14 protein-coding genes and 1 rRNA gene are annotated in these 14,645 nt (G+C 42.9%); 3 read left to right on the forward strand and 12 right to left on the reverse strand.

Annotated features, from left to right (window positions below; genetic code table 11):
• The 5 genes from LGZ99_RS16095 to pepQ all read right to left on the reverse strand — a co-directional run.
• A 16S ribosomal RNA gene (locus tag LGZ99_RS16095) occupies window positions 1-88 on the reverse strand; the annotation flags it as partial.
• Between the two features lie 374 nt (window positions 89-462).
• Window positions 463-999, reverse strand: coding sequence for a menaquinone-dependent protoporphyrinogen IX dehydrogenase (gene hemG, locus LGZ99_RS16100; RefSeq protein WP_021325900.1), 537 nt, complete (start codon window positions 997-999; stop codon window positions 463-465).
• A gap of 23 nt (window positions 1,000-1,022) precedes the next feature.
• Entirely contained in the window at window positions 1,023-2,474 is a 1,452-nt protein-coding gene (trkH, locus tag LGZ99_RS16105) for a Trk system potassium transporter TrkH (protein WP_036840173.1), read from the reverse strand.
• Between the two features lie 38 nt (window positions 2,475-2,512).
• Window positions 2,513-3,124, reverse strand: a complete 612-nt coding sequence (locus LGZ99_RS16110; protein ID WP_023044661.1) for an IMPACT family protein — start codon at window positions 3,122-3,124, stop codon at window positions 2,513-2,515.
• Entirely contained in the window at window positions 3,124-4,458 is a 1,335-nt protein-coding gene (pepQ, locus tag LGZ99_RS16115; protein WP_021325898.1) for a Xaa-Pro dipeptidase, read from the reverse strand. Before pepQ ends, LGZ99_RS16110 begins: the two co-directional genes overlap by 1 nt.
• 273 nt (window positions 4,459-4,731) lie before the next feature.
• On the opposite strand from pepQ, the gene fadB reads away from it, so the two are divergent.
• Both fadB and fadA read left to right on the forward strand, forming a co-directional pair.
• Complete coding sequence (gene fadB, locus LGZ99_RS16120; protein WP_262979342.1) at window positions 4,732-6,918, forward strand: fatty acid oxidation complex subunit alpha FadB; 2,187 nt, start codon at window positions 4,732-4,734, stop codon at window positions 6,916-6,918.
• Window positions 6,919-6,929: 11 nt separating this feature from the next.
• Window positions 6,930-8,096, forward strand: coding sequence for an acetyl-CoA C-acyltransferase FadA (gene fadA, locus LGZ99_RS16125; RefSeq protein WP_021325896.1), 1,167 nt, complete (start codon window positions 6,930-6,932; stop codon window positions 8,094-8,096).
• Between the two features lie 82 nt (window positions 8,097-8,178).
• Here the strand turns inward: fadA and fre are convergent, their stop codons facing one another.
• From fre to pepE, 3 genes are all read right to left on the reverse strand, one after another.
• On the reverse strand, window positions 8,179-8,880 hold the full coding sequence (gene fre, locus LGZ99_RS16130) for an NAD(P)H-flavin reductase (RefSeq protein ID WP_021325895.1): 702 nt from the start codon (window positions 8,878-8,880) through the stop codon (window positions 8,179-8,181).
• A gap of 10 nt (window positions 8,881-8,890) precedes the next feature.
• A complete protein-coding gene (ubiD, locus tag LGZ99_RS16135; RefSeq protein WP_262979343.1) occupies window positions 8,891-10,363 on the reverse strand; it encodes a 4-hydroxy-3-polyprenylbenzoate decarboxylase in 1,473 nt (490 codons plus the stop codon).
• Window positions 10,364-10,507: 144 nt separating this feature from the next.
• Complete coding sequence (gene pepE, locus LGZ99_RS16140) at window positions 10,508-11,233, reverse strand: dipeptidase PepE (protein WP_036840180.1); 726 nt, start codon at window positions 11,231-11,233, stop codon at window positions 10,508-10,510.
• A gap of 223 nt (window positions 11,234-11,456) precedes the next feature.
• Here pepE and rfaH point away from each other — a divergent pair, with 223 nt between their 5' ends.
• Window positions 11,457-11,945, forward strand: a complete 489-nt coding sequence (gene rfaH / locus LGZ99_RS16145) for a transcription/translation regulatory transformer protein RfaH (RefSeq protein WP_021325892.1) — start codon at window positions 11,457-11,459, stop codon at window positions 11,943-11,945.
• 49 nt (window positions 11,946-11,994) lie between these two features.
• On the opposite strand, the gene hemB is transcribed toward rfaH, so the two are convergent.
• From hemB to tatA, 4 genes are all read right to left on the reverse strand, one after another.
• A complete protein-coding gene (hemB, locus tag LGZ99_RS16150) occupies window positions 11,995-13,008 on the reverse strand; it encodes a porphobilinogen synthase (RefSeq protein WP_036840182.1) in 1,014 nt (337 codons plus the stop codon).
• 109 nt (window positions 13,009-13,117) lie between these two features.
• Window positions 13,118-13,894, reverse strand: coding sequence for a Sec-independent protein translocase subunit TatC (gene tatC, locus LGZ99_RS16155; RefSeq protein ID WP_023044657.1), 777 nt, complete (start codon window positions 13,892-13,894; stop codon window positions 13,118-13,120).
• Window positions 13,895-13,915: 21 nt separating this feature from the next.
• The gene (gene tatB, locus LGZ99_RS16160; protein WP_023044656.1) at window positions 13,916-14,359 is read right to left on the reverse strand and encodes a Sec-independent protein translocase protein TatB; all 444 of its coding nucleotides are present in this window, start codon (window positions 14,357-14,359) and stop codon (window positions 13,916-13,918) included.
• Between the two features lie 3 nt (window positions 14,360-14,362).
• Window positions 14,363-14,623 carry a Sec-independent protein translocase subunit TatA gene (gene tatA, locus LGZ99_RS16165; RefSeq protein ID WP_021325746.1) on the reverse strand — a complete coding sequence of 87 codons (261 nt, stop codon included), beginning with the start codon at window positions 14,621-14,623 and terminating at the stop codon, window positions 14,363-14,365.
• Between the last annotated feature and the right edge of the window lie 22 nt (window positions 14,624-14,645).

Below are 14,645 nucleotides of genomic sequence, written 5' to 3' on the forward strand. Positions count from 1 at the left end.
TGCAAGCATTTTCCTGTTACCGCTCGACTTGCATGTGTTAGGCCTGCCGCCAGCGTTCAATCTGAGCCATGATCAAACTCTTCTATTAAAAGCTTGATGCTCAAAGAAACTGACTGTTATTTCGTCATGAATTAACTGTTGTTCACTCTTCAAGACTTTAGTGTATTTTTTTGTGATACCGTCTTGTGAGTGCCCACACAGATTGTCTGATTAATTGTTAAAGAGCAGGCTGAAATAAAAATTAATATTCTCGTTCAGCCGGGCTGCGTATACTACGCTTTTCGCCCGCAGAGTCAAGCGCTTATTCACTTTGCTCCGCCTGGCCTCACACGTTTTGTCAGCGTTGTGTCGGTCAGTGGTGGCGCATTATAGGGAGTTCTTTGGCGCTGGCAAGCGTTTATTTAAAAAAAACTGTCGTTCGCGGATTTTTTCAACTAAATACTGAAAAAAAGAACAAATCAGTTATTTTTCACTCACCATTCCAAGGAAATCATCAGCAAAATGATCGACTTGCTGCCAGTCGGTATATTCAATTTCTTTGGTTGTATCAGTTTCCCCACCGGTCATCTTCATGATCAGTTTAACCATTACACGATCAAACCAGCAATAACGAGGATAAAGTAACGCACCAGCAAAAACACCACACAGATCTGGCTGCCATGGGGTATTAAGCAGGAATTTACGAACATACACATTCGTTTCAGGTGTACGCTTCTCTGGTTTCCTTGCTGTCAGATTCACGCCAAAAAATGCGGTTGGCATTTTATTAAGCTGCTGTTGATGACGAATAGCAAATTTCTTCAGTGCTGAACTAAAATGACCATATCTGATTGAAGCTCCAATCATAACTTTGTCATAAGATTTCAAATCGATTGTTTCTGCTGTTGCCAAGTCTCTGAGATCACATATCTGCCCTGCTCTGTGTAGATTCTCAGCAATGTGGGTAATAATTTTCTTAGTCTGCCCATCCTGACTGGAATAAAGCAATAAGCAGTTCATAGCGATATCCTTCTTCCAATAGATTATTCACGCCAGAAGGTCGGTGTAAATAAAACTAACAAAGTAAATACTTCCAAGCGGCCAAACAACATCGTTATAACTAATATCCATTTAGCCGCTGGGTTCATTGCAGTGAAGTTATCAGCAACAACACCCAACCCAGGCCCTAGATTATTCAGTGTAGCGGATATCGCAGAAAAAGCAGAAAGTTCATCTACTCCAGTAGCGATAAGCAATAACAGACTGATGATAAATACCAAAGCATAAGCAGAGAAGAATCCCCAAACAGCTTCAATAATACGTTCAGGTAATGCTCTTCGCCCTAATTTTAGGGTATAAACCGCATTCGGATGAACCAACCGCTTTAACTCACGGGAACCTTGGAGGAATAGCAATAAGATACGAATGACTTTCAGTCCCCCCCCAGTCGAACCCGCACAACCACCGATAAAAGCAGAACACAGCAGCAGTATTGGCAAAAATGATGGCCAACGGGCAAAGCTATCTGTACTGAACCCTGCCGTTGTCGCCATTGAAACAACCTGGAAAAAAGCTTGGTTCAGTGTCTCCATTCCCGATTTATAAACAGCATAGTGCCATAAGATAAAAGTACAGATAATCACCAGTGCTAATTGAATAGAGATGAACATACGGAATTCAGGGTCCCGCCCGTACACTGTCAGGCTGCGTCCCGTTAACACCGCGAAGTGCAGACCAAAATTACAACCAGAAATCAGCAGAAAAATCGCAATGATAGTATTTATCACTGGGCTATTAAAATAACCAATACTGGCATCATGAGTAGAAAACCCACCAATTGCAATGGTTGAAAAGCTATGAGAAATAGCATCAAAAACTGACATACCAGCTGCCCATAACGCCAGAGCACAGGCAATTGTCAGTAACACATAAATCAACCACAAAGTTTTTGCTGTTTCAGCAATTCGTGGACGCATTTTATTATCTTTCAAAGGCCCTGGCATTTCAGCCCGATAAAGCTGCATTCCTCCGACCCCAAGCAGAGGCAATATTGCAACAGCCAGCACAATAATCCCCATCCCCCCCAACCATTGCAACATCTGCCGATAGAAGAGAATTGCTTTAGGCAAGGTGTCAAGCCCAACAAGTGTTGTAGCACCCGTTGTTGTTAAACCAGAGAAAGATTCAAAGAATGCATCTGTAATAGAAAGATTTGGCTGCTCAGAAAAGATGAAAGGTAAAGCCCCGACACTACCAAGTACCGTCCAAAACAAAACAACGATAAGAAATCCTTCCCGAGGCTTTAATTCATGTTTTTGTTCCCGGTTTGGTATCCAAAGCATTAAACCGATAACTAAAGCAAAAATAAATGTCTGACTAAATGCACGCCCAGCGCCATCACGATAGATTAGAGCTACCAACCCTGGAATAATCATGGTGACAGAGAAAAGAATAACAAGCAGCCCAACAATACGGGTTATGGCACGAAAATGCATTCAGCTGGTTCCTTAGAAATCCAGTTAACAGAGAATATTTACAGATCAGGTGTTAAATACAGTACACCACGACTCAGATCACGTAATTTATCACCGACTTCACCCACTAGGGTAGCTGGAAGTGAAATTCGCAAAGTAACACTCTCTGTATATTCACTGGCAATAATCTGCCCCTCTGATTTCTGTAATAACTGTTCAATCATAGAGATATGGGCATATTCACACTGCAAGGAGCAGACCTTCTGTGGAACCTTATATTTTGTTTCCAGTAATTTCAGCGCCTGTTGGACACTATTTCCATATGCCCTGACTAATCCACCAGTGCCTAATTTTATTCCGCCAAAATAACGGACAACAACTGCGGTTATTTCACCGATATTATTTCCCATAAGCTGGGATAGCATCGGCTTACCTGCGGTCCCTGAAGGCTCCCCATCATCAGAAAAACCCAATTGTTGTGAATCATCCGGAGCACCAGCAACAAATGCCCAGCAATGATGCCGGGCATCAGGGTATTGAGCTTTGATTTGCTGGATAAATGCCTTAGCTTCATCTACCCCACAGGTATGCTCCAGCAGGGTAATAAAGCGACTTTTTTTAATCTCTTCAGTCAAACTCACTGGAGCTGTGGGTATTAAATAAGGCTTCATTATGGCAGTTGCAGATCCCTAGTCATGTTTTCCACCTTATTTTCGTGGATAACAATATTGTCTTCGATACGAATACCACCGAATGGTTTAAGCATCCCAATTTTATTCCAGTCAAAATGCTTACTGAACTCACTTTCACGCCAAGGTGCAAGCAACGATTCAATGAAATAAAGGCCCGGCTCGATAGTCAGCACCATACGGGGTTCCAGAATACGGGTACAACGCAGATATGGATATATGGCCGGAGCTGCTAAATGTGTACCTGTATCATCCTGCATAAACCCTGCCGCATCATGGACCTGCAACCCAAGAGGATGACCAATACCATGTGGAAAGAATGGCGTTGTCAGCCCTTTTTCAACTATAGCTTCTTCACTGATATCTTTCACGATACCGTATTTTTTCAGCAATTTAGCAATCCTATGATGCATCTGAATATGATATTCGGTGTAGCGAACTCCTGCTTTAATCGTACTGATTAGCGCTTTTTGTTCAGCATTCATATCTTTAATCAGAGCAGCAAATTCGTTATTACTTTTTGCTGAATAAGTACGGGTGATATCTGCTGCATAACCATTATATTCAGCGCCAGCATCAATCAGGAAACTACGCACTTCTGAAGGTACATTGTGCTGCAATACGGTGTAATGCAAAACAGCCGCATTTTCATTTATAGCAATAATATTGTCATAAGGCACATCTGTATCACGATGACCTGTTGCCATCAGATAAGATATATTAATATCAAATTCACTCATTCCAGCCTGAAATGCTTCATGAGCTGCTAAATGCCCGACAACAGCCGTTTTTTGCGCTTCACGCATACAGACCAATTCATAATCTGTTTTATATGAACGATAGAAATGCAAATAATCCAGAACAGCTTTCGGATTGATATTATGTTCAGAAAAACCAAGTTCTTTTGCTCTTGGTTGTGAACAACCAATATAAGCAACATTCTGTTTCACATAAGTACTTAACTCTGAATTGATATCTCCGATATTTGCCAGATGAATCATTTCAACTTCTTTAGTCCAGTAGCTGGTTGGCAACGGTTCTACGCTGTGCCAATAATCTATCGGTGAATAAAACCATAATTTAGGCTTATTAATACCATCTACCCATAACCAACAATTAGGTACTTTAGTTACGGGTACCCAAGCTTTGAAGTGAGCACTAACTTTAAAAGGATAGTCCCTGTCATCCAAGAAAATACGCTGTAATTCACCGGAGTGAATAAGCAGAGCATCCAATTGATTACGGGCCAGTACTTCGCGGGTACGTTGTTGCAATGTAGAGATATGTTCGTGGTACAGAGATGCCAACTTTTCCATTTCAATTGACCTTTTTTATTTTATGGCTGAACCATTAGCTTATCACAGCCATTGATATTTGCAGGTATCACGCGAAAATCATCCCAATTTATCGGATCCTGCTAACTCCTTATTTATAAAAATATAAAAACAACTATTGTCAATGAGATACAAATCTCACTTGTGATCACCCTTGCAAAAAACTAATCACTCATTTGCATTTACTTAACATAATAACCACAATCAAGCCTATCTGGTCATACCAGATGGTATGCGCTCATTTAGGAGAACGACATGCTCTATCAAAGTGAAACAATTCAAGTAAGCTGGCTGAAAGATGGCATCGCTGAACTAGTTTTCAATGCCCCCGCCGCTATTAATAAACTGGACACCAAAACTGTTGCATCTCTGGATAAGGCTGTCGCCAATCTGGAACAACAAACTGAATTAAAAGGCGTTTTATTACGCTCTGATAAAGCTGCATTTATTGTTGGTGCAGATATTACTGAATTTCTCTCTTTATTCGATGCACCTGTAGAAAAACTGCGAGAGTGGCTTGATTTCGCAAATAGCATTTTTAACCGGATAGAAGATTTACCCGTCCCAACCATTTCAGCGATAAATGGTTATGCCCTTGGCGGCGGTTGTGAATGTGTTCTGTCTACAGATTTCCGTATAGCCTCCCCCGATGTGCGCATTGGGCTGCCAGAAACCAAGCTTGGCATTATGCCTGGTTTCGGCGGCTCAGTTCGCCTTCCACGCCTTATCGGGACTGATAACGCACTGGATATCATCGCCGCAGGTAAAGACATTGGTGCAGAAGAGGCATTGAAAAACGGCCTGATTGATGCCGTTGTCCCCGGTGAAAAACTGATTAATTCTGCAATATCAATGTTGGAACAGGCTATTGCAGGGAACCTTGATTGGAAAGCAGCACGCCAGCCAAAGTTAGAGCCCTTGAAACTCAATGAAGTTGAACGTGGCATGAGTTTTAGCGTGGCAAAAGGTATGGTGATGAAAGTTGCCGGCCCTCATTACCCAGCGCCTATTACCGCAGTTAAATCCATAGAAAAAGCCGCTACACTTGGCCGTGATGAAGCACTGGAAGTGGAAGCAGCCAACTTTATCCCTCTGGCGCAGACAGATGTTGCCCGTGCTTTGGTCGGTATTTTTCTTAATGACCAGTACATAAAAGGGCTGGCGAAAAAACATCTGAAAGAAGTTACAACACCTGAGTATGCCGCAGTTCTGGGCGCAGGGATTATGGGTGGTGGTATCGCCTACCAGTCTGCCCGTAAAGGGGTTCCTGTCATGATGAAAGACATCAATCAACAGGCCCTTGAATTAGGTATGAATGAAGCTGCAAAACTGCTGAACAAACAGTTTGAACGTGGCCGTCTTGACGCCATAAAAATGGCGCGAACCCTTTCTTCTATTCAACCTACATTAAATTATGCCGGTATCGGACAGGCTCAAATAGTGATTGAAGCAGTAGTAGAGAATCCGAAGATCAAAGCAGCTGTACTCTCAGAAACTGAAACTCTGGTTAATGAAGATTGTGTTCTGGCATCCAACACTTCAACAATTCCAATTTCAGAATTAGCTAAGTCCCTAAAACGCCCAGAAAATTTCTGTGGTATGCATTTCTTTAACCCAGTGCATCGTATGCCACTGGTTGAAGTGATCCGCGGTGAAAAAACCTCTGAAAAAACAATTTCAACTGTAGTTGCTTACGCCAGCAAAATAGGTAAAACACCTATTGTTGTTAACGACTGTCCGGGATTCTTTGTAAACCGGGTACTGCTCCCTTATCTCCTTGGCTTCGGTATGTTGTTGCGTGACGGTGGTGATTTCCGCCAAATAGACAAAATTATGGAGAAGGAATTTGGCTGGCCAATGGGTCCTGCTTATCTTATTGATGTCATTGGTCTTGATACTGCATATCATTCTCAGTCAGTCATGGCTCAAGGGTTCCCGGATCGTATGCAGCGTGATTATAAAGATGCTATTGATGTTCTATATGAAAATCAACGCTACGGACAGAAAAACGGTATCGGTTTCTATAAGTACACACAGGATAAGAAAGGCAAACCAAAGAAAGAGCAGGACGAGCAAACTGATCAACTGTTGGCAACCATCTGCCAACCGAAGAATAATTTCTCCGGTGAAGAGATCATTGCCCGTACGATGATCCCAATGATCAACGAAGTTGCCCGCTGCTTGGAAGAAGGTGTCATTGCCAGCCCGGCAGAAGCGGATATGGCTCTGGTTTATGGTATTGGTTTCCCTCCGTTCCGCGGTGGTGTTTTCCGTTATCTGGAAACAATAGGAACAGCAAATTACGTTAAAATGGCTGAGAATTATGCTCACCTCGGTGCTCTTTATCAGGTACCACCTGGTTTGAAAGCCAAAGCTGAACGTAATGAAAGTTACTACCCTACAGCAGCAACGATTGCTGTCAGCACCGGAACAACAGCGTGAGGTCTGGAAACATGGAAAATGTAGTCATTATTGATGGCATCCGCACCCCAATGGGGCGCTCAAAAGGTGGTGCATTCCGTCAGGTCCGGGCTGAAGATCTCTCTGCTCACCTGATGAAAGAGATATTTAAACGTAATCCGGCAGTGCAGAAACACAAGATAGATGATATCTACTGGGGCTGTGTTCAGCAAACCCTGGAGCAAGGTTTCAACATTGCTCGTAATTCTGCACTACTGGCTGATATCCCTCACTCTGTACCTGCCGTGACCGTTAACCGGCTATGCGGCTCATCAATGCAGGCGCTGCATGATGGTGCCCGCATGATTATGACCGGAGAAGCCAATGTCACACTGATTGGTGGTGTAGAACACATGGGCCATGTTCCGATGACTCATGGTGTGGATTTCCACCCTAAAATGAGCCTGAGTGTCGCCAAGGCCGCAGGAGTTATGGGTTTAACCGCCGAAATGCTGGCAAAGATTCACCATATCAGCCGTGAAATGCAGGATGAATTTGCACTTCGTTCTCACCAAAATGCAACACAAGCAACACAATCAGGTGCATTCTCCAATGAGATATCACCAATTTATGGTCACGATGCCGATGGCATACTAAAACTGTTTGATTACGATGAAGTGATCCGCCCAGATACCAATCTGAAAGATCTGGCAGCTCTGCGTCCTGTCTTCGATCCGGTAACAGGCTCGGTTACAGCAGGCAGCTCCTCTGCATTATCCGATGGTGCATCTGCGATGCTGATAACCAGTGAAAGCTATGCTAAAAATCTGGGACTAAAACCTCGCGCCCGTATTCGCTCAATGGCTGCTGTTGGTTGTGATCCTTCCATTATGGGATATGGCCCGGTCCCTGCTACACAGAAAGCGCTCAAAAAAGCAGGTTTAGAGCTGGATGATATTGGCGTAATTGAACTAAACGAAGCATTTGCCGCTCAATCACTTGCCTGCATGAAAGGTCTGAATTTGCTGGATCGTATGGATGACAAGGTGAACCTTAACGGTGGAGCAATCGCTCTCGGGCACCCACTAGGCTGCTCCGGTGCTCGCATTACAACAACATTGTTGAATCTAATGGAGCGTCGCGATGTTCAGTTTGGGCTGGCAACCATGTGTATCGGTTTAGGCCAAGGTATTGCCACTATTATAGAAAGAATGGATTAAGAACCTATCTGTAAAAAAATATTATAACTGAGTCGTTGTTGCCGTAATTCCCGCCTGTCAGGGGCGGGTTTTTTTTATTATTTTAAATGAATTCGAAAGCATCACTATACATGTTGTCAGCAGAAGCATCACGCTCACTGCAAAAGCGCTCACGAGCAATTTTTGCCATTTCAAATCGCCCTGCAATATAAATATCATGATTGGCTAAACTGCCAAAATCCTCTAATACCGCTTTGAGCACTGTTCCAGTACGTCCACACCAACCATTCTCCGACTGTTCAACAACCGGAACAACCACCAGATTAGGATAACGCTCTGTAAGTAATTGTAATTCAGCAAGCTCATATAAATGTTGTGATTCTCTGCCACCCCAATAAATAGAGATCTGACGCTCAGGTTGTTCTTCCAATGCTGTCAGCAATATAGAACGGGTATAAGAAAAGCCCGTCCCTCCCGCAATCAATAACAGCGGATTAGTGCTGCTCTGACGGAACCAAGCCTTACCATGAGGGATATCAACATTGATCACTTTTTGATCCAAAATTCTATCCATCACCGCCATCGCATATAAATTCAGCTCAGAAGCACCAATATGCAGTTCAATGAACTTCTTTTCTGAAGGTGTTGATGCCATTGAAAACGGACGTTTATCCCTCGGATCCATCACCACCATCAGATACTGACCGGCGCGGAATGAGAACGGAGAATCGGGAAGTAACCGTACCCGATAAACCGTATCAGTAATAGCCTCTACAGAGGTTACTTTACAGCTCAGTGTTGTCATGCGTTCCCTCTTATGGTCCTAAAATATCTAATTCATCCCAAATCTTGTTGACGCGGGTACGCACTTCTTCACTCATCACAATAGGGCGTCCCCATTCCCTCTGCGTCTCCCCCGGCCATTTGTTCGTTGCATCCATTCCCATTTTTGATCCTAATCCTGAGACTGGTGATGCAAAATCGAGATAATCGATTGGTGTATTCTCCATTAATACTGTATCTCTTGCCGGATCCATTCGTGTAGTTATTGCCCAAATGACATCGTTCCAGTCTCTGGCATTAATATCATCATCACAAACAATAACAAATTTTGTATACATAAATTGCCGCAGATACGACCAAACTCCCATCATGACTCGCTTGGCATGACCAGCGTACTGTTTCTTCATGGTCACAACGGCAAGACGATAGGAACAGCCTTCCGGCGGCAGATAAAAATCAACAATTTCAGGAAACTGCTTTTGTAAAATCGGTACTAACACTTCATTCAATGCAACCCCTAGCACAGCAGGTTCATCTGGCGGACGACCAGTATAAGTCGAATGATAAATAGCATCGTGACGCTGAGTAATATGCGTTACGGTGAACACCGGGAACATATCGATTTCATTATAATAACCCGTATGGTCACCATATGGCCCTTCTGGAGCTAATTCGCCGGGCTCAATATATCCCTCTAATATGATCTCAGCACTTGCTGGTACTTCTAGGTTATTTGAAAGACATTTCACAACTTCTGTTTTATATCCTCTTAATAACCCAGCAAATGCATATTCGGATAATGTGTCAGGAACTGGCGTCACAGCACCTAATATTGTTGCTGGATCGGCACCTAACGCAACAGCTACCGGGAAGCGTTCTCCTGGATGAGCCTGACACCATTCCTGAAAATCAAGGGCTCCACCGCGATGAGATAACCAACGCATGATGAGTTTATTTTTACCCAGTACCTGCTGGCGATAAATACCAAGATTTTGCCGCTCTTTATTCGGACCACGGGTTACTGTCAGCCCCCAAGTAATTAGCGGAGCAGCGTCTTCTGGCCAACAGTGCATTATAGGAAGACGGGTTAAGTCTACATTATCACCAGCCCAAACTTGCTCCTGACAAGGCGCACTATTAAGCCGTTTGGTCGGCATATTAAGAACTTGCTTAAATTTCGGTAGCTTCTCCACCAAGTCACGAAAACCTTTCGGAGGATCAGGCTCTTTCAAAAAAGCCAGTAACTTACCTACATCATGCAAAGCCTTAACATCTTTCTGCCCCATCCCCATAGCAACACGTTCAGTAGTACCAAACAAATTACACAATACAGGCATTGAATAACCTTTGGGATTCTCAAACAGCAAGGCAGGTCCACCAGCGCGAAGGGTACGATCCGCAATTTCAGTCATCTCTAAATAAGGATCAACTTCGAAGCTAACACGTTTCAACTCACCTTTCTGCTCCAACAAGACCAGAAAATCTCTTAAGTCACGGTATTTCATACTATCCATTCGTGCCGGTTTTTAAGGGGAAAGACATTATAAGCTATCCCACTTAGCTTTTTTATATTTTTATCGCAAGACTACAAATTAAACCAATAACTTACTAAAAAGCAATGGGTTTAATTCAACCTTGCGACCTCAAAGTCAAATACAACGCAATGGGACCCAATTAGCTAATACTTTGGTATCAAACTGCTCAGGGAAAAATTTATTGTGTTGGAATATTTTAAACCCTTCATTCTTACCACTAAAATAACGCAGTTCTTCGCCATCAATATGCAAACCACTACCTTCACGTAATGCAATCACTATCTCTTCTGGGTTCATTGCACAGAATTCAGCCAAACGTTCATCACGAGTTTCCCCCATATGTCCACTAATATGGCTATCAATATAGTGAGGGTTAATTTGTACGGGGAACAATCCGATGGATGGTATGACAACAGCGTTACAGACAGGCATATCGTTAGTAGTACGAATACTTGGAGTCGCCACATTGCAACCCGCACTCCAACCAATATATGGAGTATTACGTTCACGCACTGCGCGCTGGATTGGTACAATCAAACCGTTTTCATGTAATAGCTGATTCAGCAACCAAGTATTTCCGCCACTAACCAAAATACATTCTGCATTTTCAATCGCCTGAACAGGAGAGTTAAAACGTTCAATATTTGTTACCCTTATTCCTAAAGCTTCTCCTAGCTCTTTAGCACGCTGCTCATGATCACCTTGAATAACCGCATATGCAATCAACACAGCAGAGCAAATATCATGTTTCTCAATCATTACATCTAACCGCTCTTTGGCATAACTCAACCAATTCGGATTACCTGAAAGTTTGCCATTACTCAGCAGAAATACTTCCATATTTCTTTTCCTTATATTAATTGCAGACAGAACCACCAGCATTATATTGATCGCTTTGCCCATGGCTTACCATGATATTACTCACAGCTTTCTTACTAAGAAACGTAGTATCTACTCATAACAATAAATATCTATCATCAAACAATTATCACTGAGATAATTCCTGTAATGCCCTTTCCTATTTTGCTATGCTTAATAGCCATTGGATCAAGGTTAAATAAACATGGAAAACTGGTACCTCATCTACTGTAAGCGTGGGCAAATTTCACGAGCAATAGAAAATCTGGAACGACAGGATGTTGCCTGCCTGACTCCTACTGCGAAAATTGAAAAAATAACTCGCGGTAAACGTACTGTGAATACAGAACCCCTTTTTCCTAATTACCTATTTGTTCAGTTTGACCCAGAAGTTATTCATACCACGACTATCAATTCAACACGCGGCGTTAGCCATTTTGTTCGTTTTGGTATACGCCCGGCTATCGTACCGGACGCTCTTATTAATGAAATCATGTCTGCAACAGAACAAGAATATGTATCACCAGATACACCTGTGACCGGTGATACAGTATTAATCACAGAAGGAATATTTGAAGGATTGCAGGCCATCTACAATGAACCTGATGGAGAAACCCGCTCTATTCTATTACTGAATATTCTGAATAAACAATTACCTAAAGCGCTTGATAACAAACAGTTTGTGAAACTTTAATCAGACAAAAAACGGGCAGAATTCACATTCACCCGTTTTTAATCAAATATTAGAACCTCTGCTCATATAACTGTTGAGCAACCTGTTTTGCGAAATATGTCAATACGCCATCTGCTCCTGCGCGTTTGAAACATAACAGGGATTCCATAATTACTGACCCCGGTAACCAACCATTCTGGATCGCAGCCATGTGCATGGCATATTCGCCAGATACTTGATAAGCAAAGGTCGGTACACCAAAGGTGTCTTTTACCCGGCGGATCACATCCAGGTAAGGCATACCCGGTTTAACCATTACAGTATCGGCACCTTCCTGCAAATCCTGTGCAATCTCCTGCAATGCTTCATCACTGTTAGCCGGGTCCATCTGATAGGTTTTTTTATTGCCTCCTTTCAGATGACTACTTGAACCAATCGCATCACGGAATGGGCCATAATAACCCGAAGCATACTTAGCAGAATAAGCCATAATCTGAGTATTTACATGGCCTTCCACTTCAAACAACTCGCGGATTGCACCAATACGTCCATCCATCATATCGCTCGGTGCAACAATCTCAGCCCCAGCTTCTGCATGTGACAGAGCCTGTTTGACCAAAATTTCTTTGGTTGCATCATTAATCACGTAACCATCATGATCGATGATCCCATCCTGACCATGTGTAGTGAATGGATCTAATGCTACATCAGTCAGCAATCCCAATTCAGGAACAGCATTTTTCAGCGCACGAACCGTGCGTTGAACCAGTCCATCAGGACTATAAGCTTCTTTCGCATCCAAAGATTTTTTATCTGCTTCAATAACAGGGAACAGAGACAAAACAGGAATACCCAGTCGGGCAATCTCTTCAGCTTCTTTCAGCAAAAGATCTATTGTCAGACGATACACTCCTGGCATAGAAGGTACTTCTTGACGACGGTTAGTGCCTTCCATCACAAACACCGGATAGATTAAATCATTAACAGTTAATTGATTTTCAGCAACCAGACGACGGGAAAAATCATGACGGCGCACTCGGCGCATACGGCGACCTGGGAAAATCCCTGGAAATGCATAGCTCATATAGCTCTCCTAACTCAAACCCAGCGCATAGACGCTGGGTTAATTAATATGCTATCGCTTTGAGTTAATTATCTTAGCACTACAGAACAACATGTTAAGATTACTATTATCACTTTTCCGTATTTGCTTCTGATGTTTGCTCTTCTTCTGAACGATCTCCCAGTTTGCGCTGTCCGGTATAGAAACGGGAAAGCAAAATCCCCAATTCAAACAGCAGATACATAGGAATAGCGAGTAAGGTTTGTGAGAAAACATCCGGCGGCGTCAATAACATGCCAACAACAAAAGCACCTACCAAAATATACGGCCGCTTTTTCTTCAGGGATTCGGGTGTAACTACCCCACTCCAGCACAACAAAATAATGGCAACCGGAACTTCAAAAGAGACGCCAAAGGCCATAAATAGTGCCATGACAAAGCTCAGATAATTACTAATATCCGTTGCAATCAGAACCCCCACAGGGGCTGTCTTAGCAAAGAATCCAAAAGCTATTGGAAACACAACAAAGTAAGCAAATGCCATCCCCAAATAGAACAACAGGCTACTGGAAACGAGCAGAGGGATCATCAAACGACGTTCATGCTTATATAACGCGGGTGCAATAAATGCCCATACCTGATAGAGAACCATAGGTGCAGATACGAATATAGACACCATAATGGTTAGCTTTATTGGTGTAAAAAAGGGAGAGGCAACATCCGTCGCTATCATACTGGCACCTTGAGGCAATTGCTTAATCAAAGGTGCTGAGATCATCTGATAGATATCATTAGAAAAATAGACCAACGCTAAAAAAACCACTAATACAGTAAGTAAACTGTTTAGAATTCGCTTACGCAGTTCAATAAGGTGACTGATAAGTGGTTGAGTATCATCAACAGCCATGTTTTCGTGTTCACCATTAACTTAATCAGAAGTTTTTTTCTTCGTTTCAGAAACCGCTTTATCATCCACCGGAGAAGATGATATAGGCGAAGCCACAATCTGAGATGCTGCTGGCTTTTGGGCCACCTCATCTGTTTCTGATGCTTTCATATTCCCTGCATCAGGCTCATTTTGGTATGCCTTTTTCAAAGACTCAGCCGCTTCTTTTAGCTCATCCATCGAAGCTTTCAATTCCGGGGACAAATTTTGTAGCCCCGCCTCTTCTTCGACTTTTTTCAGACTCTCCTGGAGCTCTTGCAATTTAAGCTCCTGAGCAAGCTCATTTTGGACGTTAGCAGCTAGAGAGCGTAATGCTCTGATCCAGCCGGCAACCGTTTTAACTGCCACAGGTAACCGTTCTGGCCCCAGAACCACTAAGCCAATGACCATAACCAACAGCAGTTCACTAAAACCAATGTCAAACACGGTTTATACCTGCTCTTTGTTTTTGCTCTCAGATGATTCAGATTGAGCTGCTGATTGCTTTTCAGCAATGTTTTTAGTCTCAAAATCAGCATCATTACTGGTTTTCTGAGCTTGCTGAGGCGGATTATCATCCCCTATCGCTTTTTTAAAACCTTTAATAGACGCTCCCAGATCAGACCCCAGAGTACGGAGTTTGTTTGTGCCGAATAACAGTACTACGATGACAGCAATGATGAGTAATTGCCAAATACTTATACCGCCCATTCTGGTTTACCTCTTTAACAGG

This window comes from Photorhabdus temperata (assembly GCF_025384845.1).
In the GTDB taxonomy this organism is placed as follows: Bacteria; Pseudomonadota; Gammaproteobacteria; order Enterobacterales; family Enterobacteriaceae; genus Photorhabdus; species Photorhabdus temperata.

Excerpts from the sequence above, each read along its gene's own strand:
- tatC (WP_023044657.1), bottom strand. The coding sequence starts at position 13,894 with ATGGCTGTTGATGATACTCAACCACTTATCAGTCACCTTATTGAACTG.
- pepE (WP_036840180.1), bottom strand. The coding sequence starts at position 11,233 with ATGGAAGTATTTCTGCTGAGTAATGGCAAACTTTCAGGTAATCCGAAT.
- fadA (WP_021325896.1), top strand. The coding sequence starts at position 6,930 with ATGGAAAATGTAGTCATTATTGATGGCATCCGCACCCCAATGGGGCGC.
- fadB (WP_262979342.1), top strand. The coding sequence starts at position 4,732 with ATGCTCTATCAAAGTGAAACAATTCAAGTAAGCTGGCTGAAAGATGGC.
- ubiD (WP_262979343.1), bottom strand. The coding sequence starts at position 10,363 with ATGAAATACCGTGACTTAAGAGATTTTCTGGTCTTGTTGGAGCAGAAA.
- tatA (WP_021325746.1), bottom strand. The coding sequence starts at position 14,623 with ATGGGCGGTATAAGTATTTGGCAATTACTCATCATTGCTGTCATCGTA.
- hemB (WP_036840182.1), bottom strand. The coding sequence starts at position 13,008 with ATGAGCTATGCATTTCCAGGGATTTTCCCAGGTCGCCGTATGCGCCGA.
- rfaH (WP_021325892.1), top strand. The coding sequence starts at position 11,457 with ATGGAAAACTGGTACCTCATCTACTGTAAGCGTGGGCAAATTTCACGA.
- trkH (WP_036840173.1), bottom strand. The coding sequence starts at position 2,474 with ATGCATTTTCGTGCCATAACCCGTATTGTTGGGCTGCTTGTTATTCTT.
- fre (WP_021325895.1), bottom strand. The coding sequence starts at position 8,880 with ATGACAACACTGAGCTGTAAAGTAACCTCTGTAGAGGCTATTACTGAT.
- hemG (WP_021325900.1), bottom strand. The coding sequence starts at position 999 with ATGAACTGCTTATTGCTTTATTCCAGTCAGGATGGGCAGACTAAGAAA.
- LGZ99_RS16110 (WP_023044661.1), bottom strand. The coding sequence starts at position 3,124 with ATGAAGCCTTATTTAATACCCACAGCTCCAGTGAGTTTGACTGAAGAG.
- pepQ (WP_021325898.1), bottom strand. The coding sequence starts at position 4,458 with ATGGAAAAGTTGGCATCTCTGTACCACGAACATATCTCTACATTGCAA.